Raw genomic sequence first — 25566 nt, 5'->3', positions numbered from 1 at the left:
CGACACGCACGAAGGGGGCGCCGCCGACCTGAGCGTCAGCTCTCGGAGAGCGCGGCGAGGCGCGCTTCCTCGTCGGCGGTGATCGCCGACTCGATGATCGGGCCGAGGGCGCCGTCCATGACCTGGTCGAGGTTGTACGCCTTGTACCCGGTGCGGTGATCGGCGACGCGGTTCTCGGGGAAGTTGTAGGTACGGATGCGCTCGGAGCGGTCCATGCCGCGGATCTGCGAGCGGCGCGCATCGGCGGCCTGTGCGTCGCGCTCCTCCTGCTGCTTGGCGAGCAGCCGGGCGCGCAGCACGCGCATTCCGGCCTCGCGGTTCTGCAGCTGGGACTTCTCGTTCTGCATCGACACGACGATCCCCGTCGGCACGTGCGTGATGCGCACCGCCGAATCGGTGGTGTTCACCGACTGACCGCCCGGGCCCGACGAACGGAACACGTCGATCTTCAGGTCGTTGGGGTCGATCGCGACCTCTTCGGGCTCGTCGACCTCGGGGAAGACGAGCACACCGGTCGTGGACGTGTGGATGCGTCCCTGCGACTCGGTCGCCGGCACGCGCTGCACGCGGTGCACACCGCCCTCGTACTTCAGGTGCGCCCACACGCCCTGCGCGGGGTCGCTCGAGGATCCCTTGATCGCGACCTGGACGTCCTTGTACCCGCCGAGGTCGGACTCGTTGCGTTCGAGCAGCTCGGTCTTCCAGCCCATGGATGCCGCGTACTGGAGGTACATCCGCAGCAGATCGGCCGCGAACAGGGCGCTCTCCGCGCCGCCTTCGCCCGCTTTGATCTCCATGATCACGTCGCGGGCATCGTCCGGGTCGCGTGGGATCAGCAGGCGACGCAGCCGCTCCTGACTCTCCGCCCACCGCTGCTCGAGCGCGGGCACCTCCTCGGCGAAGGCCTCGTCCTCACGGGCGAGTTCGCGCGCGGCATCCAGGTCGTCCGCCGCGGACTGCCACGCCTCGTAGGCGTGGACGATCCGGTTCAGATCGGCGTAGCGCCGGTTGACCCGCTTCGCGCGCGCCGCATCGGCGTGCACGGCGGGGTCGTTCAGTTCGAGCTCGACCTGCCGGTGCTCGTCGAGCAGCCCGCGGACGGACTCGAGGATGCCGGAATCCGACACGGCTCAGCGGATGCCGTTGTCGTGCCCGTTGTCTCCGCGCGCGGGAGCCGGGATCGACTTCTGCATCTGGACGAGGAACTCGACGTTGGACTGCGTCTCCTTGAGCTTGCCGAGCACGACCTCGAGGGCCTGCTGGGGGTCGAGACCCGCGAGGGCACGACGCAGCTTCCAGGTGATCTTGACCTCGTCCGGCGACAGCAGCATCTCTTCGCGCCGGGTCGAGGACGCGTTGACGTCGACGGCCGGGAAGATGCGCTTGTCGGCGAGCTGGCGGTTCAGACGCAGCTCGCTGTTGCCGGTGCCCTTGAACTCCTCGAAGATCACGTCGTCCATCTTGGAGCCGGTCTCCACCAGAGCGGTGGCCAGGATCGTGAGCGATCCGCCGTTCTCGATGTTGCGCGCCGCGCCGAAGAAGCGCTTCGGCGGGTAGAGCGCCGACGCATCCACGCCACCGGTGAGGACGCGGCCCGAGGTGGGCGCCGACAGGTTGTAGGCGCGGCCGAGACGGGTGATCGAGTCGAGCAGCACGACCACGTCGCGACCGAGCTCGACGAGACGCTTCGCGCGCTCGATGGCGAGCTCGGCGACCGTGGTGTGGTCCTCCGCGGGCCGGTCGAAGGTGGAGGCGATGACCTCGCCCTTGACCGTGCGCTGCATGTCGGTGACCTCTTCGGGGCGCTCGTCGACGAGCACGACCATGAGGTGGACCTCGGGGTTGTTGTGCGCGATCGCGTTGGCGATCTGCTGCAGCACGATGGTCTTCCCCGCCTTCGGGGGCGCCACGATGAGCCCGCGCTGACCCTTGCCCACCGGGGCGACGAGGTCGATGAGACGCTGCGTGAGCTTCTCGGGGGCCGTCTCCATGCGGAGGCGCTCCTGCGGGTACAGCGGCGTCAGCTTGCCGAACTCGACGCGCGCGGCGGCGTCCTCGACCGACAGCCCGTTGATGGAGTCGACCTTCACGAGGGCGTTGTACTTCTGACGGCTCGACTGCTCGTTCTCGCGCGGCTGCTTGATCGAGCCGACGACCGCGTCGCCCTTGCGCAGGTTGTACTTCTTCACCTGGCCGAGCGAGACGTACACGTCGCTCGGACCGGGGAGGTAGCCCGTGGTGCGCACGAACGCGTAGTTGTCGAGCACGTCGAGGATGCCGGCGATCGGGATCAGGACGTCGTCCTCGCCGATTTCGCCCTCGAACTCGTCACCGGTGGTGGGCTGACCGCGGCGCTTGTTGCGCTGGCGGTTCCGGCTGTTCGCCTGGTTCTGCTGCTGGGCCTGCTGGCCGTTCTGCGCGGGCGCCTCGGACTCTTCGGCGGGGGCGGGGGCGTTCGCCGCCGGGGCGGCGGCGTCGGCGTTCTCGACCTTGTTGCGGTTGCGGTTGCGCGACCGGCTGCGGCTGCGGCTGCGCGACGGCGTCTCGGTCGACTCGTCCGCCGACTCGCCGTCGGCGGCGGGGGCTGCGGTCTCGGCGCTCTCCTCGGCCTCGGGGGTCTCGGTGGCGGCCTCTTCGACGGCGGGCGCGTCGGCGACGACCTCGGGCGCCTCCGCGGGGGCGGCGGGGGTCTCCTCGACCGGAGCCTCGACCGTCTCGGCCGGGGTCTCGGCCTCGGTGGCGGCGGCCTCGACCGCGGCGACCTCGGTGGTGGCGGCCTCGGCGGGCGCCTCCTCGGCGGGCGCGCTCTTCGCACGGCGCGGGGCGCGCTTGCGGGGGGCGCGGGCGGGCTTGGCGGGCGCCTCTTCGGCGGCGGGCTCCTCCGTCGGAGCCGCAGCAGCCTCTTCGGCGGCCGGCTCCACGGCGGGAGCGGTGTCGGCGGCGGGCGCGTCGGCAGGCGCGGCATCGGCAGGCGCGGCGTCATCGGCCGGAGCCTCGACGGGCGCGTCGTCCACGGCCGGGGCGGCCTCTTCGGCGGGTGCCTGCTCGGCGGCAGGCTCCTCGTCCGCGGGGGCGTCGGCGCCCTCGGCGTCGACGGGCGTATCGAACAACGTCTCGTCGGCGGGAGCGGCGGACTGCTCCTCGGTGGGGATGTCAGCGCCCTCGGGCGCGTCAACGGGCTGGGTCTCGGAGATGGACTCCACGAGTGCTCCTCAGAAATGAAACATGGTCAGATCGCGGGGTATCGCCGCAAGAGAGCAGACGAAGACTCACACCAGCGGTTCGGGAGACTGCAGCCGAGACCGGGTTCGCGATTTGTTGCGGATTTCGCAAATGGTGCAGAGGCTCAGATTCGCGTGCTAAGCGGAACCCTCTGCGGGCTTCACTGTACCACCCTTGACGTCGACGGCGAGCATGAGCGCCTGCCACGGGGTGTCGACGACGGATGCGGTGAGGTCCGCCGCGGCGACGCGCTGCCCCGGACCGTCCGCGAGCACGAGCACGCTCGGTCCCGCGCCGGAGACGACCGCCGCGTATCCCGCCGCCCGCAACTCCCGCACGAGGCGGTCGGTCTCGGGCATGGCCTGGGCGCGATAGTTCTGGTGCAGCTTGTCCTCGGTCGCCGCCATCAGCAGCTCGGGGCTCTGGGTCATCGCCGCGATCAGCAGCGCCGAGCGGGAGACGTTGAACACGGCGTCCTCCCGCGGCACCTGCAGCGGCTGCAGGCTGCGTGCGACGGCCGTCGACATCGTGAACCCGGGGACGAGCACGAGCGGCGACACACCGCGATGCACGATGAGCTGCTTGTGCTGGGGGCCGGTGGCATCCATCCACGCGATCGTGAGACCGCCGAACAGACCGGGGGCGACGTTGTCGGGGTGGCCCTCCATCTCGGTCGCGAGGCGCAGCAGGTCGACGTCGGTGAACTCGACCTCGCCCTGCAGCAGGCCCTTCGCGGCCAGGATGCCGGCGACCACCGCGGCACCGGAGGAGCCCATCCCCCGCCCGTGCGGGATGACGTTGTGCGCGACGAGACGCAGCCCCGGAAGCTCCCGCCCGACCGAGGCGTACGTGTGCGCGAGCGCGCGCACCACGAGATGCGACGCGTCGCGCGGCACGTCCGCCGTGCCCTCGCCCGAGACCTCGATCTCGAGGCGACCGGGCTCAAGGGCCTCGACGGTGAGCTCGTCGTACACGCTCAGCGCGAGTCCGAGCGTGTCGAACCCGGGACCGAGGTTGGCGCTCGTCGCCGGCACGCGGACCGCGACACGGCGCCCGAGGGCTGCGGTCACTCGGCCACCGGCTTCAGGTCGAGGACCGAGGCGACCTCCGAGGTGGTGGCGTCGACCACGGTCGGCTCGACCGTGGTGCCGTCGGCCCGGCGCAGTGCCCACTGCGGGTCCTTCAGTCCGTGGCCGGTGACGGTCAGCACGACCTTCGCCCCCGCGGGGACGACGCCCGCCTCGGCACGGCTGAGCAGACCCGCGACGCTGATCGCCGACGCCGGCTCGACGAACACTCCGACCTCGCCCGCGAGGATCTTCTGCGCCTCGAGGATGCCCTCGTCGTCGATCGCGCCGAACCAGCCGTCGGTGGCATCCCGCGCCTCGAGGGCGAGATCCCACGAGGCGGGGTTGCCGATGCGGATCGCGCTGGCAATGGTCTCGGGGTTCTTCACGACCTCGCCGCGCACGAGGGGCGCGGAGCCGGCGGCCTGGAAACCGAACATGCGCGGCACGCGCGTCGACACGCCACGGTCGGCCTCTTCGCGGTACCCGCGCGAGTAGGCGGTGTAGTTGCCGGCGTTGCCGACGGGGATGAAGTGGAAGTCGGGGGCGTCGCCCAGCTGCTCCACGACCTCGTACGCTGCGGTCTTCTGCCCCTCGATGCGGTCGGGGTTGACCGAGTTGACCAGGTGCACCGGGTAGTGGTCGGCGAGCTCGCGCGCGATCTCGAGGCAGTCGTCGAAGTTGCCGCGGATCTGGATGAGACGTCCGTTGTGGGCGACGGCCTGGCTGAGCTTGCCCATCGCGATCTTGCCCTCGGGCACGAGGACGGCGGCGGTGATGCCGGCGTGCGCCGCGTAGGCGGCGGCCGAAGCCGACGTGTTGCCGGTGGAGGCGCAGATGACGGCCTTCGCACCGTGCTCGACGGCGCGGGAGAGCGCCACGGTCATGCCGCGGTCCTTGAACGAGCCCGTGGGGTTCATGCCCTCGAACTTGACGTAGACGTCGGCCCCCGTGCGCCGCGAGAGCGCGGGAGCGGGGATGAGGGGCGTACCGCCCTCTCCGAGCGTCACGACGGTGGAGGCGTCGGTGACGCCCAGACGGTCGGCGTACTCGCGGAGGACTCCGCGCCAGACGTGTGCCATGTCAGTTCCCTTCCACGCGCAGTACGGAGACCACGCGCTCGACGACGCCGCTCGCGGCGAGACGCTCGACGGTCTCGCTCAAATCCTGCTCACGGGCCTGGTGTGTTCCGATGACCAGACGTGCGGAGGCCCCGGCGGCGGGGTTCTCGGCATCCGGTTCGATGGTGGTCTGCTCGACCGTCGCGATCGAGACGCGGCCCTCGCTGAGGATGCCGGCGACCGTGGCGAGCACGCCCGGCTGATCGTCGACCTCGAGCGTGATCTGGTAGCGCGTGATGACGCGCCCGATCGGCACGGTCGGGAGGTTGGCGCGGGTGGACTCGCCGACACCGACTCCCCCGGCGATGTGACGGCGCGCAGCCGAGACGACGTCGCCGAGCACGGCCGAAGCGGTCTGCACCCCGCCCGCGCCCGCACCGTAGAACATCAGGTCTCCGGCGGCCTCGGCCTGGACGAACACGGCGTTGTTCGCGCCGTGGACGCTCGCCAGGGGGTGCGTGCGCTCCACGAGCGCCGGGTAGACGCGCACCGAGATGGACTCGCTCGCCTCCCCCTCGGCGGCGGCGAGACGCTCGCACACGGCGAGGAGCTTGATGACGTAGCCGGCGTGACGCGCGGACTCGATCATCGCCGCGTCGATCCGGGTGATTCCCTCGCGGTGGACGGCATCCAGGGGGACGGTGGTGTGGAACGCGAGGCTCGCGAGGATGGCGGCCTTCTGCGCGGCGTCGAATCCCTCGACGTCGGCGGTCGGGTCGGCCTCGGCGTACCCGAGGGCCTGCGCCTGGGCGAGGACCTCGCCGAAGTCGGCGCCCTCGGTGTCCATGCGGTCGAGGATGTAGTTCGTCGTCCCGTTGACGATGCCCATGATGCGGACGACGCGGTCCCCCGCGAGCGAGTCGCGCAGCGGCCGGATGATCGGGATCGCACCGGCGGCCGCGGCCTCGTAGTACACCTCGGCGCCGACCTGATCGGCGGCCTCGAAGATCTCGGAACCGTGGGTGGCGAGGAGCGCCTTGTTGGCGGTCACGACGTCCGCACCCGAGTTGATCGCCTGCAGCACCTGCGTGCGGGCCGGCTCGATGCCGCCCATCAGCTCGATGACGATGTCGGAGCCGTTGATGAGGGTCTCGGCATCCGTCGTGAACAGCTCGCGGGGCAGGTCGGCGTCGCGCTTGCCGTCGAGGTTCCGGACGGCGATGCCGGCGAGTTCGAGGTTCGCCCCGGCGCGGTCGGCGAGTTCTGCGCGGTGCTTGAGCAGCAGGTCGGCGACCTGCGAGCCGACGGCACCGGCGCCCAGCAGCGCGACGCGGAGCGTGCGGTAGTCGGTCATTCGGTGTCTCCGTGGGGTGGGGTGGGGGAAGCGGATGCCGCGACGCCGACGTCGCGGGCGAGCAGATCGTCGATGGTCTCGCCGCGCACGATCACGCGGGCCCGGCCGTCGCGGACGGCCACCACCGGCGGGCGGGGCGTGTAGTTGTAGTTGCTCGCGAGCGAGAAGCAGTACGCGCCGGTGGCGGGCACGGCGAGGAGATCGCCCGGAACGACGTCGGCGGGAAGGTATTCGGCATCCACCACGATGTCTCCCGACTCGCAGTGGCGCCCCACGACGCGCGAGAGCGCGGGGGTTGCAGAGCTCGTCCGCGAGACGACGCGGGCGGAGAAATCGGCGCCGTAGAGGGCGGGGCGCGCGTTGTCGCTCATGCCCCCGTCGACGCTGACGTACGTGCGCTCGAGGTCGTCTCCGACGGTGACCTTCTTGACCGTCCCGACCTCGTACAGCGTCACACCGGCCTGTCCGACGATGACGCGGCCGGGTTCGCACGCGACGTCGGGCATCGCGATCCCCCGCACCGCGCACTCGTCGGCGATGGCGTCGAGGATGCCGTCGGCGATGTCCTCGATGGGTCGCGGGTCGTCGACGGACGTGTACGAGATGCCGAATCCGCCCCCGACGTTGAGCACGGGGATGTCGCCCCCGGCCAGGAGGTCGGCGTGGAGGTCGACGAGGCGGGCCGCGGACTCGCGGAAGCCCGCCGAGTCGAAGATCTGCGAGCCGATGTGGGCGTGCAGTCCCACGAAACGCAGGCTCGTCAGCTCGCGGATGCGCGCGACCGCGTCGGCCGCCCCCTCGAGCGAGAAGCCGAACTTCTGGTCCTCGTGAGCGGTGGCCAGGAACGCGTGCGTCTCGGCGTGCACTCCGGTGCGCACGCGCACGAGCACCGGCTGCACCGCACCGCGGCGCTCGGCGATCGCGGCGAGGCGCTCGATCTCGACGGGGCTGTCGACCACGACGGAGCCGATTCCGACCTCCACCGCCCGCTCCAGCTCGCCGACGCTCTTGTTGTTGCCGTGGAACCCCAGGCGCGCGGGGTCGGCGCCGGCGGCCAAGGCGACCTCGAGCTCGCCGCGCGTGCACACGTCGACCGCGAGACCTTCGTCGGTCACCCACCGCACGACCTCGGTGGAAAGGAAGGCCTTGCCCGCGTAGTAGACGCGGGACCGGATGCCGTGCCGCTCGGCGGCCGCGGAGAAGGCGGCGCGGGCGCGCCGGGCGTGCGCGCGGACCTCGTCCTCGTCGAGCACGTACAGCGGGGTCCCGAAGCGGTCGCGGAGGTCGAACACCGACACCCCGCCGATCTCGACGGAACCGTCGTCGGAGCGACGGGCCGAGGAGGGCCAGACGGAGGCGACGAGCTCGTTCGCTTCGGCCGGGGCGGTGAGCCACTCGGGCACGAGCGCGGAGTGCGAGGCGGACACGGAGGAACCAATCGGGTTTTGCGGCGACGCGACGGCCGCGGATCACGGCTCCTGCCCCCGCGGGGCGTCACGCGACGGGCAGTCCTTGCAGTCTAGGGCACGGCATATGCCGCCCCCGTCCCACGCCCGCTCCGCCCGGAGGCTACCGCCGGTCCGCGAGCGACCGCGTCAGCCGCAGGTGCCGTTCTGCTGCAGCGCCGGATCGTTCAGCAGACGGCCGTCGATGGCGAAGGTCGCCACCACGTCCTCCCCCTGGACACTGACCGAATCCAGCTGCAATCCGGCGGGGAGGCGGTCGGCGATGCAGAGGCTCCACGTCTTCAGCGCCGCATCGGCGACCCCGCCGAGCTGGCCGCGCAGGGCGTCGGCGTCGAGACGGTTGCCGCCCAGGTCGAACGAGCTGGGTGTCAGCGTGAGGTCTCCGTCGGCCGCGCCGGGCGTGGCCGAGATCCCGACCGGGATCGGCACGCCGAACACCGAGAACTGCGTCGTCAGGGTCACATCCGGGGCCGCGGTGCCGACCGTGTCGGCCGGGAAGCCCGGGATCTGCGCGAGAAGGGTGCGCAACTGGTCGGGATCGAGGCGAACGGATGCCGATCCCCCCGCCGCCGGGGCATCGCCCGCGACCGGCACGTCCTGCAGGTCGACGCGGACGTCGCCGTTCAGCGGGCCGAGCGCCACATCGTCCGCGGACACCGCCACCTGATCGAGGCGCCCCTTCAGAAGTTGGGGCAGCACGATGCCGGGGACCTCGACGTCGACCTGCTGGTCGGCGGGCAGGCCGACCTGCTGGACGACGAGCGAGCGCACGGTGTTCGCGACCGCCGACCGCGCGATGAACTCGGCTGCCACCAGCAGTCCCGCGATCAGGACGACGATGATGGCGACGACGGCGATCACCCGTCCGGTGCGTCGGCGGGGGCGTGCGGCATCCACCATGACTACATCCGCTCCGGGGCACTCACGCCGAGCAGCGCCAGGCCGTTGCGCAGCACCTGACCGGTCGCGTCGTTCAGCCACAGGCGGGTGCGGTGCACCGATTCGACCGGGGCATCGCCGAGCGGGATGACACGGCAGTTGTCGTACCAGCGGTGGTACAGGCCCGCGAGCTCCTCGAGGTAGCGCGCCACGCGATGCGGCTCGCGCACCTCGGCCGCGTACGCCACGATGCGCGGGTACTCCTGCAGGGCACCGAGGAGCGCGGACTCGGTCTCGTGCTCGAGCAGCTCGGGCGCGAAATCGGACCGGTCGACACCCGAGTCCGCCGCGTTGCGGGCCACGTTGTGCGTTCGGGCGTGGGCGTACTGCACGTAGAAGACCGGGTTGTCGTTAGTGCGCTTCTGCAGGATCTCGGGGTCGAGAGTGAGCGGCGAGTCGGCGGGGTACCGAGCGAGCGAGTACCGCAGCGCGTCGGTTCCGAGCCACTCCTGCAGGTCGTCGAGCTCGATGATGTTGCCGGCGCGCTTGGAGAGCTTCGCGCCGTTGATCGAGACGAGCTGCCCGATGAGCACCTCGATGTCCTTCTCGGGGTCGTCGCCGGCAGCGCCCGCGAGGGCCTTGAGGCGGTGCACGTACCCGTGGTGGTCGGCGCCGAGGAGGTAGATCTTGTGCGCGTACCCGCGGTCGCCCTTGTTGAGGTAGTAGGCGGCGTCGGCGGCGAAGTAGGTGTACTCGCCGTTCGACCGACGGATGACACGGTCTTTGTCGTCGCCGAAGTCGGTGGTGCGCACCCACACAGCGCCCTCGTCGTCGAAGACGTGCCCCTGTTCGCGCAGGCGGTCGACCGCCTCGTCGACGAGGCTCGGCTGCCCGTCGACGCGGGCGTGCAGCGTGCGCTCCGAGAACCACACGTCGAAGTGCACGTTGAAGCGCTCGAGGGAGGCCTGGATCTCGCCGAGCTGGAACCCGTACGCCAGTTCGGTCGCGAGCGTGATCTGCTCGGCGCGGTCGAGGTCGCGGATGTCGGGGCGCGCGGCGGCGACCCGCTCGGCCAGCGACGCGATGTACGCGCCGACGTAGCCGTCCTCGGGGGTCGGCTCGCCGTGCAGCGCCGCGACCACCGAGCGCCCGAAGCGCTCCATCTGCGCACCGGCGTCGTTGATGTAGAACTCGCGGACGAGCGTGGCGCCGCTCGCCAGCAGCACGCGCGCGATCGCGTCGCCCAGGGCCGCCCAGCGGGTGTGGCCGATGTGCAACGGGCCGGTGGGGTTCGCGCTGACGAACTCGAGGTTGATGGTGTTGCCGCGCTGGGAGTCGTTCGTTCCGAACGCCGCGCCCTGCTCGACGACGGTCTTCGCGAGGGCGCCGGCGGCGGCGGCATCCAGTCGGATGTTGATGAAGCCGGGACCGGCGACCTCGACGCTCGCGATGCCGTCGACGCTCTCGAGGCCCGCCGCGATCTCGGCGGCGAACTCCCGCGGATTCGCCCCGACGACCTTCGACAGCTTCAGGGCCGCGTTGGACGCCCAGTCGCCGTGGTCACGGTTCTTGGGCCGCTCCAGCGGAAGATCGGCAGCGGTGATCCCCGCGGACGAACCCTCGCGTCGCGCCTCGGCGAGCGGGACGATGACGGCGAGCAGAGCGGTGGAGAGGGCTGCGGGATCCATAACCCTGCAATTCTAGGCCGAGGCGCCCGAGGGCCCGACTCAGCCGATCTGCACCAGGGCTTCGTGGTCGTCGGAGGACGCGGCATCCGCGGTATCCCCCTCGTGCACGGCGTCGACGTACATGCGGTCGAGCCCGACGTACCCGCCGTGGTAGCTCAAGAAGGCGCAATCCGCGGCGTCGCGTCCGGTCGCGATGCGGACGAGCGACCGACGGTCCGACAGCCGGGTGGCGTCGATGACGTACCAGGCACCGTCGAGGTACGCCTCGGCGACGGCGTGGAAATCCATGGGCTCGAGGCCCGGCGCGTAGCACGCGGCGTAGCGGGCGGGCATGTCCATCGCGCGCAGGAGCGCGATCACGACGTGGGCGTAGTCGCGGCAGACGCCCTGGCCGGTCATGAGGGTGGTCACGGCGCTATCGGTTCCGAGGCTCAGCCCCGGGGTGTACGTCACGCTGGATGCCACGAACGACGAGACCGCGGCGATCAGGTCGGCCCCGGCGAGTCCGCGGAACTGCCGACGCGCCTGCGCGAACACCTCGTCCGACTGGCAGTACCGGCTCGGGCGCAGGTACGTGATCGTCTCGAGATCGCTCGTGTGCAGCGTCGGAGACGCCCCGGAGACGACCGCCTCGTACCGCACGGTCAGCGGCCCGGGCTCGCCCGCGAGACGGTGCAGACGACTGCCCGACTGGTCGACGATCTCGGTCGGGGTGTACACGCGATCGCCGCTCGAGAAGGTCAATTGCTCGCTGGCGAGCGGAACGCCCTGGGCGGCGGTGATCTGAAAAATGAGGTCGACGGACGCCCCCAGATCGAGGTCGAGTTCAGCGGTCACTCGGCGCGGCACCGGGCAATCCTCGCACGACGGAGGAGGGGTGCGGCGCGCCTCGCTCATCCGTCCTTCTTGCCCGGTCCGCCGGGGGCGGCGGGGGCGTCGCTCTTGCCCTTGCCGCTGTCGCCCTTGCCCGACTTCTCCGAGTCTTTCTCGCCCGGTCCCGCGGGCTCCTTCTGCTCGTCGTCGGTCGCTCCGTCGTCGGAGACCGTGCTCGGCGTCGGCTCGGAGGTGTCCTCCGTCACCGGCTCCGTCGTCTGTTCGGGAGTGGGCTCCGGGCTCGGCGCGAGAGACGCCAGGTCGGCTCGGACGGTCGCGATGCGGGACAGGATCGCCTCCGCCTCGGCCGACGCGATCGTCCCGGCGTCGCGCTGCGCGATGACGTCGGCCTCGAGCTGGTCCAACGTCGCGGACGCGGAGGAGTAGTCCCCCGCCGACGCCTGGCTCGCGAGCGTCTGCACGACACCCTGCCACGCGTTCGGCTCGGCGGCCGGCGGCGTGCAGCCCGCGAGCACGAGACCGACCGCCAGCGCGAGCACGGGAGACAGGACACGGCGCCGGGTCACGGTCCCACTTCCTTCCACAGGTCGTCGACGTGCTGGTCCAGCGGCGCGGGGAGCGACGGCAGCGACGGATCGGATGCCGGGGCCGAGGCGTTCACCCCGATCGCCGCGGCCGCACCGCCGACGGCCAGCACGGCCGCGATCACGGCAACAACGATGACCGCGCGACGACGGCCCCCTCGACGCGGCGGCGCCGCAACCGGGGGGAGGACCCGCGTGCGGGTGAGCTCGTCGGGCTCCGGCCCGTCGATCAGCGCCGTGGCGCCGAGCGGAGTGGGCGGCACCGACTCGCCGGGAAGGGCGCGGAACTCTGCCCCAAGGGCGGCGGCATCCGGTCTCTCGGCCGGGTCGATCGCGGTCATGCGCGACAGGAGGGCGCGCCACGGGGCGGGAAGATCGTCCGGGATGTCCGGCGGAGACACCAGACGCGCCGCGAGAGCCTCGTGCGGGGTGCGCCCTCCGAACGGGCGTCGACCGGTGAGGGCCTCGAGCAGCACGAGCCCCAGGGAGTACACGTCGCTCGCCGGGGCGGCCGGCATCCCTCGCGCCTGCTCAGGGCTGAGGTAGGCGGCAGTTCCGATGACGGTGTCGGCGCGGGTGACCCGCGTGGCGCCGACGAGCGCGGCGATCCCGAAGTCGGCCAGCGTCGCCCGCGTCCGCTCCCCCGTGTGGGCGGGCGGCCGCAGGAGGATGTTCGAGGGCTTCACGTCGCGGTGGACGATGCCGCGCGAATGGACCACCGCCAGGGCTTCCGCGATCTCGCGGCCGTACCGGGCGGCATCGGCCGGCGGAACAGGTCCGCGCCCGATGACGTCGGTGAGCGTCGGACCCGCGATGAGCTCCATCGCGAGGTACGTGGGCGTCGACGACAGACGGGCGTCGTACAGGGTGACCAGGGACGGATGCGACAACGAGGCGAGCAGTCGGATCTCCGACCGCACGCGCGCGGCATCCGCCGGATCGGCGCCGTCGCCGATCATCACCTTCAGCGCTACGGTCCCCCCGAGGGACGTGTCGACGGCCTCGTAGACGCGCGCGTATCCTCCTGTTCCCAGCACACGGCCGAGGCGGTAGCGCCCATCGAAGAGGTCGGCGGCGGCAGGATCGGCCGGTTGCGTCGTATCGGTGTCGGTCATAGGTGTCCTCAGGGGTCGTACGCCCCCCGCGGAAGGGTCAGACGAGGTCGTCGTTCGACGACCGGGTGGTCGAACGGGTGACCTGCGCGCCGCCGACGCCCTCGGTGCGCGTCACCGTGTCGGTCTGCCGACGGCGCACGAGGAGCACCAGTCCGATGATGAAGACGACGGCCCCCGCGCCCATCATGATGTGACCGATCGTCGTGAGATCGACGTAGTCGTTCGGAAGATCCACGGCGAACGCGAGGATGGCGCCGATGACGATCAGCGCGATTCCGGCTCCGATGCTCATGACAGTCCTTTCGGGAGGGTGAGGTCAGGATGCCAGTCCCACGCCGATCGGGCGGAAGGTCTTGACAACGGCGAGCGCGGCGGTCGGAGTCGTCGTGTCACGAGAACAGGGGATGTAACGACGACAGGCGGTTGTCGGCCGGATCGGCCTGTTCTCGACGCGGCGCCTGTTCTCGGCGCGGCGGCGGTCCGCGGCGGTCGAGACGCCACCGAAACACGAAGGCTCCGACCCTCGCGAGCGAGTGATCGGAGCCTTACCGGTGGTGCCCCCGACAGGAATCGAACCTGCGACCTTTGGTACCGGAACTCAACGCCTGATCTACACTGATCAGACAGAACGTGATCAGACCGCGTGATTCCGCGGGAGTTGCATGGTGTCTTCGGGTATACCCGGGCACACAATGGGCACACCACAGGGCACGCTCTTGTTATCAGCACGGATCAGGCGTACCATTTCCATATGGATAACAAGGTGCTAAGGACCGTCGCTGAGATCGACGACCTGCCGACGCGTTCTGTCGTGATGGATGGTAGCGGCGAGGTGTGGCGTCGGGCCGTGACGGGCCTGTGGGACAACCTCGACACGAGCGGTGATCCGCCGCTCGAAGAGTCCGAGACCATCCTCTGGCAGTCGACAGAATCCGGCGTGAGGGTTCTCTGGCTGGGCAGTGAGGACTATAAGATCCCCCCGCCCGATGCCCTGTCTTCCCCGCCCACCGACGACGTACGCGAAGCACTGGCGCGAGTGATCTGGGAATGCGATCACCACGAACGTGCCGTCCTTGCCGATTGCCGGGGCATTGCCGAAGTGATCCTCGCTGATCCCCGGTTCGAGGTTCGTCTACGCGGGACGGTCACCGAACCGACCGAAGTCAAGCGCGCGGAGACGTCCGCAGGGTTTGCGATCTGGCGCATTCCCAACGCGGACTACACCGGGCAACCGGTGCGCACGATCACGGTGCAGGAATCATCGCTCGCCACAGAGTTCCGAGTGTGGCTCGGGTACGACGACGAGCGGCGGATGCACCTAACTGCGGATGCGGCTCGCGAGGTGCGCGAAGCTCTCACCGCGTGGCTGCGCGAGTTCGGCCTGGACGGGGTTCTCGGGTTCCTGGTGGTCGTGGAGCTGGGTATCGCCGTGGCGGTGACCCGTTGAGTGCCGACTGGCAGGTCACTGCGGCCCCGTACCGGGACGACCGGTTCCAGGTGTCCATCGAGCGGGGTCAGTTCGTCACCGGGTTCGACGTGACTCGTGCCGAAGCTGAGGGCGTCATCGAGGCGCTCCGGGACGTGCTAACCGGATCGGTGCTGTCGTCGTCGGCTTCCGGGTTCCTGTCTTCCCCGCCCGCCGACGACGTACGCGAAGCACCCGACAGCGATGTGAAGGCGCTCATGGGGCGCCTGTGGGCGGCAGCAGACAATGCGGGCATCAGTCGTGAGGCCGTCGAGTTCGAGTGGCCCGAGTGCCACAAGCCGAAGTGCCAGGGGTCGCACGGTATGCCCGACGTCGCGATGTCGTACATGAAGCGAGCGATCATGGCGGAGATCGAGGCGGAGTTGCGTTACCGCACCACCACGCGACCCGATCACGCTCCCGACTCGGACTCGCCCGAGCAGGCCGCACAGCTGAACCTGGCGATCCTCCTGAGCAAGCACAACGTGCACGACGAGGGTACGTTCGCCCGTGCTGCTGATCGGATCATCGAGGCGTATCCCGAACTGGTGCCGGTGTTCTCGGGCGAGGTTCGCCTACGCGGGACGGTCACCGAACCGACCGACGCCCAGGTAGATGCCGCCGCGCACGCCATCGCCAAAGACGATCCCGAGTACCAGAACGGCACCTACGGCATCGAGGACTACCGAAAAATGGCGCGCGCCGCACTAGAAGCCGGTCGAGGCGCCTGATGCTCTCCGGGTTTAAGGCGCGGAACCACCCGCAGCAGACGGGCGCACGCGGCGCTCTCGATGAGGTGGACGACAGGGGAACCGACCCACAGTTCGTTCGGGATCTTGAGACCAGGTACGGCGAGCCGTTTACTCTCGACGTCGCGGCGGCCCCGCACAACGCAAAGGCGGCGAGGTACTACACCCGCGCGGACGACGGTCTCGCTCAGTCGTGGGCTGGCGAACGAGTGTGGTGCAACCCTCCCTACTCAGACCTGCACGCATGGGTTTCGAAGGCATGGCAGGAATGGCCGGACACTCGCGGGATTGTGATGCTACTTCCCGCAAACCGGCCGGAACAGCGTTGGTGGCAAGAACTTGTCGAGCCATACCGCGACAAGGAGTCCTCGCCGCTCCGCACGCGCTTCCTGCCCGGGCGGATGCGATTCAGCAGGCCAGACGCCGTGATTGGCCCAAAGGGCGATCGCCCGCCATTTGGATGCGTGCTGCTGACGTGGACGGCGCCACAATTTAGTCGTCCATGTGACACCGGCACCCCGGACAAGCCGTGCGGAGGGTGTCCAGACTGCAAGCCTGGCGCTGCTGTCGACCTATTCAACGAATGGCACGGCTCGAGTGAACGGGAGTCTGGTGGCACGCGGTAAAGGCGAAGGCTCCCTCGCGTTCGATGAGGCGAAGGGGCTGTGGGTTGGTCGGCTCGAGCTTCCCCCACGCGAGAACAACCCGGACGGCACACCGAAACGTCGGCGCCGTGTGATCCGCAGTAAGGACAAGGCGAAGGTCATCCGTGAGATGAACGCCTTCCGAAAGCAGCTTGAGGAGCGCGGCGACCTCCCGACCGCGTCACAGACCACCGCCTCCTGGTTGAACTATTGGTTGCGGGAGATCGCACCGCATGAGCGTCGCCCGAAGACGATGGTGTCGTACCGGTCTGTGGTGGCAACGCATGTGATCCCGGTGATCGGTCGGACGCGCCTGGACAAGCTGACGCCGACGGATATTCGCAGGGTGACGGCGAAGATGCAGGCAGATGGTGCGTCGTCAACATCGCAGCGGAACGTGTTCAGTGTCCTGTCTGCGGCGTTGCGTCAGGCGGAACGTGAGGGTCGCATCGGCCGTAACCCGTGTGAGCTGATGGACGCGCCACGTAAGGCTGTAGCGCGCCTGGACGTGCTCACCGTGGATGAGGCGCGCCGGCTCGTGAACGCGCTCGATGGGACCGTGGAGGGTGCGCTGTGGGCGACATTCATCCTGACGGGTGCGCGGCGTGGTGAAGTGCTGGGTTTCGAGTGGGACAGCATCCACTTCGATGGTTCGCCGCGCATCGAGTTGTCGTGGCAGTTGCAGCGGCTCGGATGGTCGCACGGGTGTGAGTCGTCGCGCACCGGATACTCGTGCGGGTTCATTCGTGGGCACGCGTGCCCTGACCGGTGGCTGGATGTGCCCGCGGATTACGAGTACCGGCACCTGTCGAACGGGCTGTATTTGACACGGCCGAAGTCGAAGGCTGGGTGGCGTGTCATCCCTCTTGTCGAGCCGCTGTATTCGCTGTTGCAGTGGGTGCTGGCCAACACTCCGGGGAATGAGTGGGGACTGGTGTTCACGAACCCGGATGGCAGCCCGATCGACCCGGATAAGGCGTCGAAGGCGTGGCCTGCCGCGTTGAAGCAGGCGGGGATCAGTAAGCCGCGGGTGAGGTTGCATGATGCGCGGCACACGACGGTGGATCTGTTGTATGCGGCGAACGTTCCGGAGGATGTGATTCAGCGGATTGTGGGTCATTCGTCGCGTGCGATGTCGCGGTCGTATGCGTCGGGTGCGGATGATGCGCGTGCTCGGGATGGTATGACGCGCGTGTCCGGTCTGCTCGGGTTCCCGATGCTGCAACAGTGACTTGTGATCCGGACGGATCATGGCTAGTGTGATCGACATGGAAACGAACTCCCCCAGGCCGGTGGCGGTGACCCAAGCACTCAGAAGATGTCACGCAGACAACGGAGTCTGCGCCAACGGCAACGAACAGATGTCAACGAACGAAGGCGCTGTGATGGATCAGGGTGCAGCCAAAGTGCTCGTGATTCCCCTCTTTCATGAGGCATCCGGTCGGATCACGCGGCAGACGTGGCGCGCGACACTGGCACCACGTCTGGGTGATGAGCCGTTCGCTCGATGCGAGCACAGTCACGGCCACCGGACAACCGACGCTGCCGTCAAGTGCGGCACGGCGATGTGGCTCGCCCTGCCCGCCACCACAGGAGAGAAGGAAGCACGATGAGCGATGCAGAGACTGACGAAGCCGACGTGGACACAGAGCTTGCGTCCATGCAGGCCATCGTCGATGCGCTCGAACCCCTCAATGAGGTAGTACAGAAGCGCATCTTGCGATGGGTTGAGGCGAGGTATCCGTTCTGATGAACGCCATGCGGCCCGCAACAAGGGATGATCGGTGACATGCGCGACAAAGGAATGGCATGCTCGGCGTGCGGTACCGATTTCGGCACCTCGCGATATTGGTGGACACTCGAGATCCGCTCGTGGTTGCACGACAGACTATCTGGCCCTCTTCACGACGAGCAGGTGCGGCTGTTCCAAGAGGAACTAAGGCGGGCCGGGTGATGAGCCTGCATGAGGTCATCTACGGCGACGTGAAGCATGTGCGCGAGGTGCGCGTTCAGGCGCAGGGTCGCATCGCGTGGCGTCGCATCAAGTACGAGCTTGTCTACCGGTGGCTTGAGCCGATGGTCGCGTGGCTCGTCCGAAAGCTCGACAGGTAGGAGCGGCTTATGCATCCGGTCATATAAGCCGTCCGCTGATTACCTCGCCCCTGTGCACAGATCCGCTGATCTGGCTACGGTTCGTGTAGCCCGCGCGAATCGTATTAATTGTGTTCTATTGCAAGTGGAACCGGTCCCGGCTTGGAGTGTCACGCGGCAACTACAAGTCGGCTGCGGTTCGTGTCGGTGGTCGCGCGTATGGTCGCCGGCATGGGTTCGACGAAGGTCACGGATGGGAAGCTCGAGCAGACGCTTGCAAGGTTGGCGCCGTGCACGATTCCTCAACCGGCGTGGGGTTCGCAGCCGGTGGAGTGGTTCAAGGTTCCGCGTCCTGTGTGGGTGTGGGTTCCGTGGCGTGACAGGCCGTCTACTCGTGAGCCGGGTGTCGCTGTGGGTGCGAATGATCGGGTTGTGATCGTGGCGGTGGATGTGGGTGGTGATCATTGGGAGCCGGTTGTGTGGCGTAACGCGGTGACCATCCGAAACGACCCCTGACCGTCCCCGGCGGGGTTACCATCGAACCTTCCTGGGGAGGCTCCACCATTCGTTCCATCATCCTCACGGCCTGCGGTGCAGCGGTCGTAGTGAGCATCATCGCTCTCGATATCCACGGCCTTCTCGGCCTGATCCTCGGTGCGGGCGGTGTGCTGCTGTTCGCGTTCGCTCTGGTCCCGCTTCTGCCGTCGTCGTGGAAGGCCACGTACCTGCGGTTACTGCGCGGCACGGAGGAGGGCCGGTGCAGGTTGTGCGACATCCCCACGATCGACGGGTCCGTGTACTGCTGTGAGGAGCACGAGATCACGGACCAGCAGAGCCGCGCCTGGTGAACGACGAAACGCCCCCAGCGACCTCGGAATGAGGCGCTGGGGGCGTTTCGTTCGTGGGGCGTCAGCAGACGCGAAGTGCGGCGTCGTCGAATGCGATCACCGAACCGGTGGTGTTGTTGATGAGCTGCACCTTCGCGGCCGACATGCCGGGAAGGATTCCGAACGGCATGCGGATCGTTTGCCACCCCGACCCGGCCGTGAGAGAGAGGGTCTTCTGCACGTTAGCGGCATTCGACCCGTCAGGGTTGCCTCCGGTGTACTGCACGAGCAGGCGAGCCGTGCCGGGCGAGGTGCCGCTGATGTGCTTCACTCGGGCGGTAATCTCCATCGACCGGTATCCGTCGACCGCGCGGACGTACTGGTAGATGCCGTTCCCAATACCCGATGCCAGGGCCACCGCGTTACCGGAGGTCTCCCCCGCGGTCGACGACGATCCCGTGCCGCCTAGCCACTCAGACTGCGCCGGGGTTGTGGTGAACTTCTCGAAGCTCGCGTCACCGAACAGGTTCAGCCGGGCGCCAGGGCGGGCGAGCAGCGCGGCGGACTCCGTCATCACGTACAGCCGGCCAGCGTCGCGCTCCGCGGCGAGGTAGTCCAGCCACGCGGTGTACGTTGCCGTCGACACGCTCGAACCAGTCGACGCGTCCAGCGTGTACCCGTGCGTCAGGACCTGCATCGACGACGGCTGCGACCGCGCCTTCAGCTTCTCGATCTGGTTCGTGATGTCCGACAGGGTGTTCGTTTCCCACGTCGTGTGATGCGCGGCGTACTCCGACATCGCGGGAATCGGCCGCGGGTCGCCAGTCAGGCCCGTCATCGAGTCGAGGAGGTACGAGTCGCTGGTCTGGTAGATCGACCGCAGGTAACGCCCCTCTGGGGTGTCCAGCTTCTTCAGGCTGTCGAAGTAGTACGGGCTGTTCGGGTCCGTGCCCCACGGGCCGGGGGCGATGTGGTGGTCGACGATCAGACCCGCGGTCATCATCTCCTGGCGCGCGGTGTAAACCTCGTCGAGGAACGCGGCGAAGTTCGCCGGTGCGACACCGTGCGAAGTCGCCGACCGCGCGTGCACGGCAAGCTGGTGACCGTTCCGCTGCATCTCGAGGTACTGCGCGAGGGTCGTTCCGGTGCCGTCGAGCACCCGCTGCCAGATGATCGCGAACGTGCCGACGAGACCGCGGGCAGTCATGAGCGTGGCCATCGTGTAGTCCGGCGTGCTGGAGTCGTCCACGCGGAGGGAGACGACGGGCTTGTCTGCATAGTGCAGATTCACCCGACCCGAGCGGGGGGTGAATCGCTGGTAGTTCGCGTCAATGCCCGCCTGTAGGGGAGAACCAAGCGTGGTCACCGCCGACCCCATCGCGGCGGCGAGATTCGCAAGGGTGACCGCAGGAACGTCGAGGAGGCCCATGTCAGCTCACCACAATCTGCGGAACGTTCGTGACGGCGCCGGCCGTGTTCCGCGTGACCGTCGGCTGCGTGAAGGTCTTGGTGACGGGCGAGCCGTACGTGATCTTGTATGAATCGACAGCACCAGGGAACGCCGTAGACAGCACCAGAGCAGTAAAAGTGCCAGGGGTCCCATCCGGCCAGACGACGGCAGCCGACGTGACCGCCTGATTCGAGTCTCGAGTGATACTGCCAGCAATCAGCAGGTCCGGGTTCTTCGCGGCAGCGGTGAGCGATACGAATGTGGACTTAAGGGTGGCATCCGACAGGCGGCCGGCGATGGTCGCGCTGACCGCATCGACACCATCCGCGGACGCCTTGACGCCATCTTCGATGTGAGTGAGGCGGACCGCGTTCAGAGGCTTAGACGCGTCGTTGTTCACCCACGACTGGGTTACATAACCGATAGGCATTCAGGGGTTCCCTTCATGGGCGTGGGTGTAGCGCGGGTACGTGAAGGCGGCGACAGTCCAGAACAGGACCGCCGCCGCCAGAAGAATGCGGATCACTCGTTGTGAGCGCCCGTGCCGGGGAAGATGTCGGTGTGCGGGTCACCAGACCCCGCAGGGTCTGCCGGCGCGACATACACGGGCTGACGGGGCACACCCAGCAGCCACCCGAACTTCGGCGCCACATACTGCTCGAGCAGGCGAACAGCGACGTAGTACACGCCCTGGAACGCGCCCGTGATCACAAGCGTCAGAGCACCCTCGAACTGAGGGTCCAGGTTGATGCCCTGAGTCACCGCCCAACCAATCACCGCGCCGACGATGATCGGCGACAGAGTTCGGACGATGGAATCGAACAGAGCCTTCATGGTTCCCTCCCGGGGAATGAGAAAGACCCCGGGGTGTCCGGGGTCAGGTGTCGGTGCGACGGGTTCGACGTGTTCGCCCGTCCGTGTCTTCGAGGTCGTCGATGCGGTCCTCTTGCGCGATCGAACGCCGCATCAGAAACGCCACGTCACGCTGGATCGTGCCGATGAGCTCAAGCGCCCGGTCGAGTTTCTTCGCGTTCTCGTCGTGCTTCTCGTCCAGGTCATCCCTCAGCAGCATCGGTGTGCCGTCAGGCTTCTTGTGGTCGTTCGCGACCTGATCCTGAACAGCCTTCATTCGGGCAGCGATCTGAGACCCGAACCGCCAGATGACCAGGCCGACAACCACCAGCGCGCTGATCACGATGACCAGGATGCCGATGATGATCAGCCCGCCCTCAGTGATGCCACCCGTGATCGGGATCGTCACGTTGTCACCGGCGGAAAGCCAGCGGGTCATGCGCCCTTCGACAGACGCTCGCGTGCCCGACGGTCCTGCTCATCAGCGACGGCCGAAGCGATCGCGGCGAGGTCAACGTCACCCGCATCAGCGAGTGGACGGTCACCGCCGTTGTCGAGCTTCCCGATCGCCTGCAGGATCCCCACCTTCGGGTCGAGGATCAGGTTGCGAACCTCGGACGCGATGTTCGCCGCGTTCCCAGCCCGCTCGCTCGCCTCAACCGCAGCCACCGCGACACCGTGGTTCGGGTCACCGACAGCGTTCTGCAAGCCAGCAAGAATGTTCTCGATGTTCTTGGCTCGCGCCCGGTCATCTTCACTGAACATGTCGTCCTCCTCGAACGGCTTCACGCTGATACCAGCGAAACCGCCAGCATCGAAAAATGGTTCAGGGTCCAACGTCCCCGACGTGCCGAACACGTAGCGTTGCGTCGGCCACAGCGTCATGTGGACGTGAGCGCCACCGGTCTCGGCGACGTTCCACGACCAGTCCTCTTCGCCGTACCCCGAGGCACCGGAATACGCGACGGTCTGACCCCGACTGACCCGGTCGCCGATCTTCACAACCCGGCGCGACAGGTGCAGGTAGCGGACGCGGCGGCCGTCGTCGAGGTCGATCGTGACGTACCGGCCGGTGGCGGGTGCGATCGAGTCGCCCGTGTCCACGACACGGCCCGCCGCCGCCGCAAGAACAGGTGTGCCGATCGGGCAGAACATGTCGATGCCCGGCTCCGTCGACGGAGGATTGCGCCGCTTGTGCGCCGCCCACGACGTCGACCGGGTGTACGGGACAGGTGCTTGATAACCCATGCGAAACCCCTCCCCGCTTACGGGTACGCGACCCAGAAGAACTCGACCGGGTTACCAGCGAGCGGGCTGCCACCGTTCCACACGACAACGGTGAACGTCGTCGAGTTCGCCCCGACATAACCAATCTTGCGAGTCGAGTCAGCGCCCGTCCCATTCGACTTGTCCGTGATGATCACCGCCGACGGGATCACACCCAGACCATGCGCCACCGTCACCGTTCCCGTGCTCGACGTGCCCTGAGCGGTCAGCCCGTAACGCGGCTCAGCAGGCTTGAAACCCGTACCGTTATGCCGCTTCAGAATGTTCTCGGTCGTGTCGTACGCGGACAGACCCTTCCGCTGATACGGGTAACCGGCGATGTACGCCGTCGAGCCGACAATCATGTTGCCCACCTCGGCCGCATAATCCGCAGCCTCCTGCGGATCCTGCTTGATATCCGGGGCATCCGCGTCACGAAACAGGGGCTTCCCCGTCGTCGAATCCTTCGCGTAAGACGTCATGTCACACCTTTCACATGGTCCCCGCGAACCGCAGAGCACCAGACCAAGAATCGAAACGGACCGCCTGCCACCGGTTGTAGCCACCACCCGGCGCCCACACCCCGATACCGCCGACGTTGTCCCGCAACCAGTTGCCCCACCACTGCGGCAACTCCACCCACCCGGAACGCGCCGGCATCGGGTAACCGTCATGAATGTCCGGGAAACCACCCGGGATAGACCCGTAGTTGTGCAGACCGATCGACGCGTTACCCAGCGACTCCACCAACGACAAGTTGATCTCGATGCGGGTCACGTTCGCGTCACGCAGCGTCTCCCGGATGCGGTTCTCATACGTCCAAATACCGCGGTTGTTGTTCGACGCCCACGGTTCCGGCCCCCACCACGACGTCTGAAACCGGCCCGAGTTCGCCGCCTTCACCACCAGCTCACGGAACGGTTGCGGCACATTCCCCGCCTCCGGGGGTGTCTCCGGTGCGTCCTGCCCCGTGATCGCGCCCTCGATGATCCCCGTCTGCCAGTTCACCGTCACCGTGTCACCCAGCGTCGGCGTATACCCGGCACGGATGAACAGCAGGTAGTCGACACCATCGACCTGCACCGTCGCCCGAGGGGTCCCCGCACCAGTGATCACACCCACCGGGTTCAACGCCCGCGCAGGCCCCGACACGACAGGGAAACCGTCACGCCACTCCACCTGAACCGTCATCCCCGCCACCGGAGGAACCCAACCCACGTTCGCGACACGGATCGTCGACAGCCCGACGTTCACCACCGCGTACGCACCCTCCATCCGCACGAACACGGCCGTCTCCGACCGCACCGACGGGATAGACGCGGCAACACGCGCGATCTGCTCACCCAGGCTCACAGTGCACGCCTCACCGACAGGGTCACGTTCATCAACGCCGAATCACCCAACGTCACCTTCACCACACGCCCCACCAGCGGGCGAACCCACCCCTCAAGCGACACCACATCCCCCACCTCGATCAGCGGGTTGATGTGACACTGGATCGGCACGTCATACACCTGAGCGCCCGTCGACAACGCCAGAATCGCCTGCACCGCCGACTCCGCAGCCTCCTGCGTCTTCACAAACGGGGACGAGTAGTAGCGGGTCGTCTCGAGGTACAGCGAATCGGGCCGCAGATCACCAGCCTCAACCTCAGCGATCGCGTAGATCGGGTTACGGTCGTCATCCTCGAACTGGCCGACGACGACGTTGTACACCGTGTCCGTGTCGATCTCATTGCCGACATCGAGGACCGTGCCCCGCTCCCCCAGGTGCAACGACGCCACCGGTTCGCCCTGCTCATCCGGCACCAGAACCCACGCGCCCGCACTGTTCACCACAGCCGTCGCCGACATCTGATCAGCAAGCTTCTGCACCGCATCCAAACGGCCGCCCTGCTTCGCCTCCCACGTCGGATTCCCCGAAATCGCCGCATCCGGCACCGACTCCAACACAGGCATACCCGTGATACGACGCAACTCCCGGTAACACGAATCGGTCTGCGGCGGCTGCTCCGGGAAACGAAACCCGCGACGCCGCACATCCTCAGCCAGAGAAGCAAACCCGATCTTCACCCGCGACGACACCACACGCGACACACCATCCACGTCAGCCGTGTAATCACGCGCCTCAGGGACCGTCACCACCCGGAACAAGCCCAGGCTCACACGCTCCCGGAACCCGCCCGCACTGACCTCCATCACCAGCTCCACGCGCGCACGGAACGGCGACAGAACACCCTTCGTTCCCTCCGGCGATAGCGACTCGCCCGAAACGGACGGGTACACCACCACACCAGACCCAGACGTGCCCACCGCCGAATCAAGGTCGCTCTCCAGCGACCACGACTCAAACGCCAGATCCGTGGCGACCCGGTCGGTCCCATGGAACACATTCACCAGGACACGCCGCGTGAAAGAACCCGCCAGCGCATCCAACAGATCATCCGTGTGCTGACGCATACCCCACCCGTTCCTGTTACGCCGACGCGGCCCCTGCGAGGTCGTAGCGGCGGTTCAGATCGATCGCCCGCGCGTGCTGCGAATTCAGCAACGCCGCAGACGCAAAAGACACGTTGATATCCGCCGCCGTCAGCAACGGAACAAACAACCCAGGAACCGGCGGGTCAACCTCGTCACCCTGCATCTTCTGGATCGTGTTCTGCCCACCCCAACGGACATCCACACCCACCTCCTCAATGTTCAACACACCAAGGAACAGCGGTTGCGGCACCCTCAGCCGCGCATCATCCACACCCAGACGGACGCACACCACCGGCGTCAAGTCACGGTCCGGTGTGCCAATCAGCGCCTGCACACGATCAGCCGTGTCCAAATCAGACGCGACCACATCGAACACCAGCCCAGTGACACCCTGACGCGGCTCAGTGGCTTTGTCAACGTCTTGTGGCCCAGGGGGGACGGCCTGATTTGGCCCATCCAAGATGGTGTCTTC

General features: G+C 67.9%; 29 protein-coding genes. 8 read left to right on the top strand and 21 right to left on the bottom strand.

Features of this window, described 5'->3' with window-relative positions; translation table 11 throughout:
- Positions 1–35: 35 nt before the first annotated feature.
- The 12 genes from prfA to P8R59_RS11475 form a co-directional block, all read right to left on the bottom strand.
- Positions 36–1112, bottom strand: a complete 1077-nt coding sequence (gene prfA, locus P8R59_RS11530) for a peptide chain release factor 1 (protein ID WP_278103812.1) — start codon at positions 1110–1112, stop codon at positions 36–38.
- Positions 1113–1130: 18 nt separating this feature from the next.
- Positions 1131–3203 carry a transcription termination factor Rho gene (rho, locus tag P8R59_RS11525; RefSeq protein WP_278101191.1) on the bottom strand — a complete coding sequence of 691 codons (2073 nt, stop codon included), beginning with the start codon at positions 3201–3203 and terminating at the stop codon, positions 1131–1133.
- A 156-nt stretch (positions 3204–3359) separates the two neighbouring features.
- Positions 3360–4292: a homoserine kinase gene (gene thrB, locus P8R59_RS11520; protein WP_077050266.1), complete on the bottom strand. Its 933-nt coding sequence runs from the start codon at positions 4290–4292 to the stop codon at positions 3360–3362.
- On the bottom strand, positions 4289–5371 hold the full coding sequence (gene thrC / locus P8R59_RS11515; RefSeq protein WP_077050267.1) for a threonine synthase: 1083 nt from the start codon (positions 5369–5371) through the stop codon (positions 4289–4291). Before thrC ends, thrB begins: the two co-directional genes overlap by 4 nt.
- Before the next feature lies 1 nt (position 5372).
- Positions 5373–6704 (bottom strand): homoserine dehydrogenase, encoded by a 1332-nt coding sequence (locus tag P8R59_RS11510; protein WP_278101190.1) that lies wholly within the window; start codon positions 6702–6704, stop codon positions 5373–5375.
- Positions 6701–8131 (bottom strand): diaminopimelate decarboxylase, encoded by a 1431-nt coding sequence (gene lysA, locus P8R59_RS11505; RefSeq protein ID WP_278101189.1) that lies wholly within the window; start codon positions 8129–8131, stop codon positions 6701–6703. The genes P8R59_RS11510 and lysA overlap by 4 nt, the downstream gene beginning before the upstream one ends.
- Before the next feature lie 168 nt (positions 8132–8299).
- Positions 8300–9070, bottom strand: coding sequence for an LmeA family phospholipid-binding protein (locus P8R59_RS11500; protein WP_278101188.1), 771 nt, complete (start codon positions 9068–9070; stop codon positions 8300–8302).
- A 2-nt stretch (positions 9071–9072) separates the two neighbouring features.
- Positions 9073–10737 (bottom strand): arginine--tRNA ligase, encoded by a 1665-nt coding sequence (locus P8R59_RS11495; RefSeq protein WP_278101187.1) that lies wholly within the window; start codon positions 10735–10737, stop codon positions 9073–9075.
- A 39-nt stretch (positions 10738–10776) separates the two neighbouring features.
- Entirely contained in the window at positions 10777–11586 is an 810-nt protein-coding gene (locus P8R59_RS11490; protein ID WP_077050272.1) for a transglutaminase-like domain-containing protein, read from the bottom strand.
- A 44-nt stretch (positions 11587–11630) separates the two neighbouring features.
- Positions 11631–12137 (bottom strand): hypothetical protein, encoded by a 507-nt coding sequence (locus tag P8R59_RS11485; RefSeq protein ID WP_278101186.1) that lies wholly within the window; start codon positions 12135–12137, stop codon positions 11631–11633.
- Entirely contained in the window at positions 12134–13270 is a 1137-nt protein-coding gene (locus P8R59_RS11480; protein WP_278101185.1) for a serine/threonine-protein kinase, read from the bottom strand. Before P8R59_RS11480 ends, P8R59_RS11485 begins: the two co-directional genes overlap by 4 nt.
- A 37-nt stretch (positions 13271–13307) precedes the next feature.
- A complete protein-coding gene (locus P8R59_RS11475) occupies positions 13308–13562 on the bottom strand; it encodes a DUF6458 family protein (RefSeq protein WP_278101184.1) in 255 nt (84 codons plus the stop codon).
- 459 nt (positions 13563–14021) lie between these two features.
- On the opposite strand from P8R59_RS11475, the gene P8R59_RS11470 reads away from it, so the two are divergent.
- The 8 genes from P8R59_RS11470 (at position 14022) to P8R59_RS11440 (ending at position 19067) form a co-directional block, all read left to right on the top strand.
- Positions 14022–14717: a hypothetical protein gene (locus P8R59_RS11470; RefSeq protein ID WP_278101183.1), complete on the top strand. Its 696-nt coding sequence runs from the start codon at positions 14022–14024 to the stop codon at positions 14715–14717.
- Positions 14714–15466, top strand: a complete 753-nt coding sequence (locus P8R59_RS11465; RefSeq protein WP_278101182.1) for a hypothetical protein — start codon at positions 14714–14716, stop codon at positions 15464–15466. Before P8R59_RS11470 ends, P8R59_RS11465 begins: the two co-directional genes overlap by 4 nt.
- Positions 15466–16110, top strand: a complete 645-nt coding sequence (locus P8R59_RS19260) for a DNA N-6-adenine-methyltransferase (protein ID WP_431606855.1) — start codon at positions 15466–15468, stop codon at positions 16108–16110. Before P8R59_RS11465 ends, P8R59_RS19260 begins: the two co-directional genes overlap by 1 nt.
- On the top strand, positions 16097–17359 hold the full coding sequence (locus P8R59_RS11460) for a tyrosine-type recombinase/integrase (RefSeq protein ID WP_278101181.1): 1263 nt from the start codon (positions 16097–16099) through the stop codon (positions 17357–17359). The genes P8R59_RS19260 and P8R59_RS11460 overlap by 14 nt, the downstream gene beginning before the upstream one ends.
- Positions 17360–17396: 37 nt before the next feature.
- Positions 17397–17741, top strand: coding sequence for a hypothetical protein (locus tag P8R59_RS11455; protein ID WP_278101180.1), 345 nt, complete (start codon positions 17397–17399; stop codon positions 17739–17741).
- A complete protein-coding gene (locus tag P8R59_RS11450; protein WP_278101179.1) occupies positions 17738–17878 on the top strand; it encodes a hypothetical protein in 141 nt (46 codons plus the stop codon). The genes P8R59_RS11455 and P8R59_RS11450 overlap by 4 nt, the downstream gene beginning before the upstream one ends.
- 200 nt (positions 17879–18078) lie before the next feature.
- The gene (locus P8R59_RS11445; protein WP_278101178.1) at positions 18079–18240 is read left to right on the top strand and encodes a hypothetical protein; all 162 of its coding nucleotides are present in this window, start codon (positions 18079–18081) and stop codon (positions 18238–18240) included.
- A gap of 584 nt (positions 18241–18824) precedes the next feature.
- A complete protein-coding gene (locus P8R59_RS11440) occupies positions 18825–19067 on the top strand; it encodes a hypothetical protein (protein ID WP_278101177.1) in 243 nt (80 codons plus the stop codon).
- Between the two features lie 61 nt (positions 19068–19128).
- Here the strand turns inward: P8R59_RS11440 and P8R59_RS11435 are convergent, their stop codons facing one another.
- The 9 genes from P8R59_RS11435 to P8R59_RS11395 form a co-directional block, all read right to left on the bottom strand.
- Entirely contained in the window at positions 19129–20475 is a 1347-nt protein-coding gene (locus tag P8R59_RS11435) for a hypothetical protein (RefSeq protein WP_278101176.1), read from the bottom strand.
- Position 20476: 1 nt separating this feature from the next.
- Positions 20477–20896 (bottom strand): hypothetical protein, encoded by a 420-nt coding sequence (locus tag P8R59_RS11430; protein ID WP_278101175.1) that lies wholly within the window; start codon positions 20894–20896, stop codon positions 20477–20479.
- A gap of 122 nt (positions 20897–21018) precedes the next feature.
- The gene (locus P8R59_RS11425; RefSeq protein WP_278101174.1) at positions 21019–21330 is read right to left on the bottom strand and encodes a hypothetical protein; all 312 of its coding nucleotides are present in this window, start codon (positions 21328–21330) and stop codon (positions 21019–21021) included.
- A 43-nt stretch (positions 21331–21373) separates the two neighbouring features.
- On the bottom strand, positions 21374–21787 hold the full coding sequence (locus P8R59_RS11420) for a hypothetical protein (RefSeq protein WP_278101173.1): 414 nt from the start codon (positions 21785–21787) through the stop codon (positions 21374–21376).
- Positions 21784–22596 (bottom strand): M23 family metallopeptidase, encoded by an 813-nt coding sequence (locus P8R59_RS11415; protein ID WP_347404904.1) that lies wholly within the window; start codon positions 22594–22596, stop codon positions 21784–21786. Before P8R59_RS11415 ends, P8R59_RS11420 begins: the two co-directional genes overlap by 4 nt.
- Before the next feature lie 17 nt (positions 22597–22613).
- On the bottom strand, positions 22614–23096 hold the full coding sequence (locus tag P8R59_RS11410) for a hypothetical protein (protein ID WP_278101171.1): 483 nt from the start codon (positions 23094–23096) through the stop codon (positions 22614–22616).
- Between the two features lie 10 nt (positions 23097–23106).
- Positions 23107–23967 (bottom strand): hypothetical protein, encoded by an 861-nt coding sequence (locus P8R59_RS11405; RefSeq protein WP_278101170.1) that lies wholly within the window; start codon positions 23965–23967, stop codon positions 23107–23109.
- The gene (locus P8R59_RS11400; protein ID WP_278101169.1) at positions 23964–25073 is read right to left on the bottom strand and encodes a hypothetical protein; all 1110 of its coding nucleotides are present in this window, start codon (positions 25071–25073) and stop codon (positions 23964–23966) included. Before P8R59_RS11400 ends, P8R59_RS11405 begins: the two co-directional genes overlap by 4 nt.
- Positions 25074–25089: 16 nt before the next feature.
- A complete protein-coding gene (locus tag P8R59_RS11395; RefSeq protein ID WP_278101168.1) occupies positions 25090–25470 on the bottom strand; it encodes a hypothetical protein in 381 nt (126 codons plus the stop codon).
- Positions 25471–25566 lie beyond the last annotated feature (96 nt).

It is taken from the genome of Microbacterium proteolyticum, from assembly GCF_029639405.1.
GTDB lineage: Bacteria > Actinomycetota > Actinomycetes > Actinomycetales > Microbacteriaceae > Microbacterium.
This window is presented reverse-complemented; position numbering and strand designations above follow the sequence as displayed.

Coding starts and splice junctions, on each gene's coding strand:
- thrC (WP_077050267.1), bottom strand. CDS start 5,371: ATGGCACACGTCTGGCGCGGAGTCCTCCGCGAGTACGCCGACCGTCTG.
- P8R59_RS11510 (WP_278101190.1), bottom strand. CDS start 6,704: ATGACCGACTACCGCACGCTCCGCGTCGCGCTGCTGGGCGCCGGTGCC.
- P8R59_RS11500 (WP_278101188.1), bottom strand. CDS start 9,070: ATGGTGGATGCCGCACGCCCCCGCCGACGCACCGGACGGGTGATCGCC.
- P8R59_RS11495 (WP_278101187.1), bottom strand. CDS start 10,737: ATGGATCCCGCAGCCCTCTCCACCGCTCTGCTCGCCGTCATCGTCCCG.
- P8R59_RS11480 (WP_278101185.1), bottom strand. CDS start 13,270: ATGACCGACACCGATACGACGCAACCGGCCGATCCTGCCGCCGCCGAC.
- P8R59_RS11475 (WP_278101184.1), bottom strand. CDS start 13,562: ATGAGCATCGGAGCCGGAATCGCGCTGATCGTCATCGGCGCCATCCTC.
- P8R59_RS11470 (WP_278101183.1), top strand. CDS start 14,022: ATGGATAACAAGGTGCTAAGGACCGTCGCTGAGATCGACGACCTGCCG.
- P8R59_RS19260 (WP_431606855.1), top strand. CDS start 15,466: ATGCTCTCCGGGTTTAAGGCGCGGAACCACCCGCAGCAGACGGGCGCA.
- P8R59_RS11455 (WP_278101180.1), top strand. CDS start 17,397: ATGGAAACGAACTCCCCCAGGCCGGTGGCGGTGACCCAAGCACTCAGA.
- P8R59_RS11450 (WP_278101179.1), top strand. CDS start 17,738: ATGAGCGATGCAGAGACTGACGAAGCCGACGTGGACACAGAGCTTGCG.
- P8R59_RS11435 (WP_278101176.1), bottom strand. CDS start 20,475: ATGGGCCTCCTCGACGTTCCTGCGGTCACCCTTGCGAATCTCGCCGCC.
- P8R59_RS11425 (WP_278101174.1), bottom strand. CDS start 21,330: ATGAAGGCTCTGTTCGATTCCATCGTCCGAACTCTGTCGCCGATCATC.
- P8R59_RS11420 (WP_278101173.1), bottom strand. CDS start 21,787: ATGACCCGCTGGCTTTCCGCCGGTGACAACGTGACGATCCCGATCACG.
- P8R59_RS11415 (WP_347404904.1), bottom strand. CDS start 22,596: ATGGGTTATCAAGCACCTGTCCCGTACACCCGGTCGACGTCGTGGGCG.
- P8R59_RS11410 (WP_278101171.1), bottom strand. CDS start 23,096: ATGACGTCTTACGCGAAGGATTCGACGACGGGGAAGCCCCTGTTTCGT.
- P8R59_RS11400 (WP_278101169.1), bottom strand. CDS start 25,073: ATGCGTCAGCACACGGATGATCTGTTGGATGCGCTGGCGGGTTCTTTC.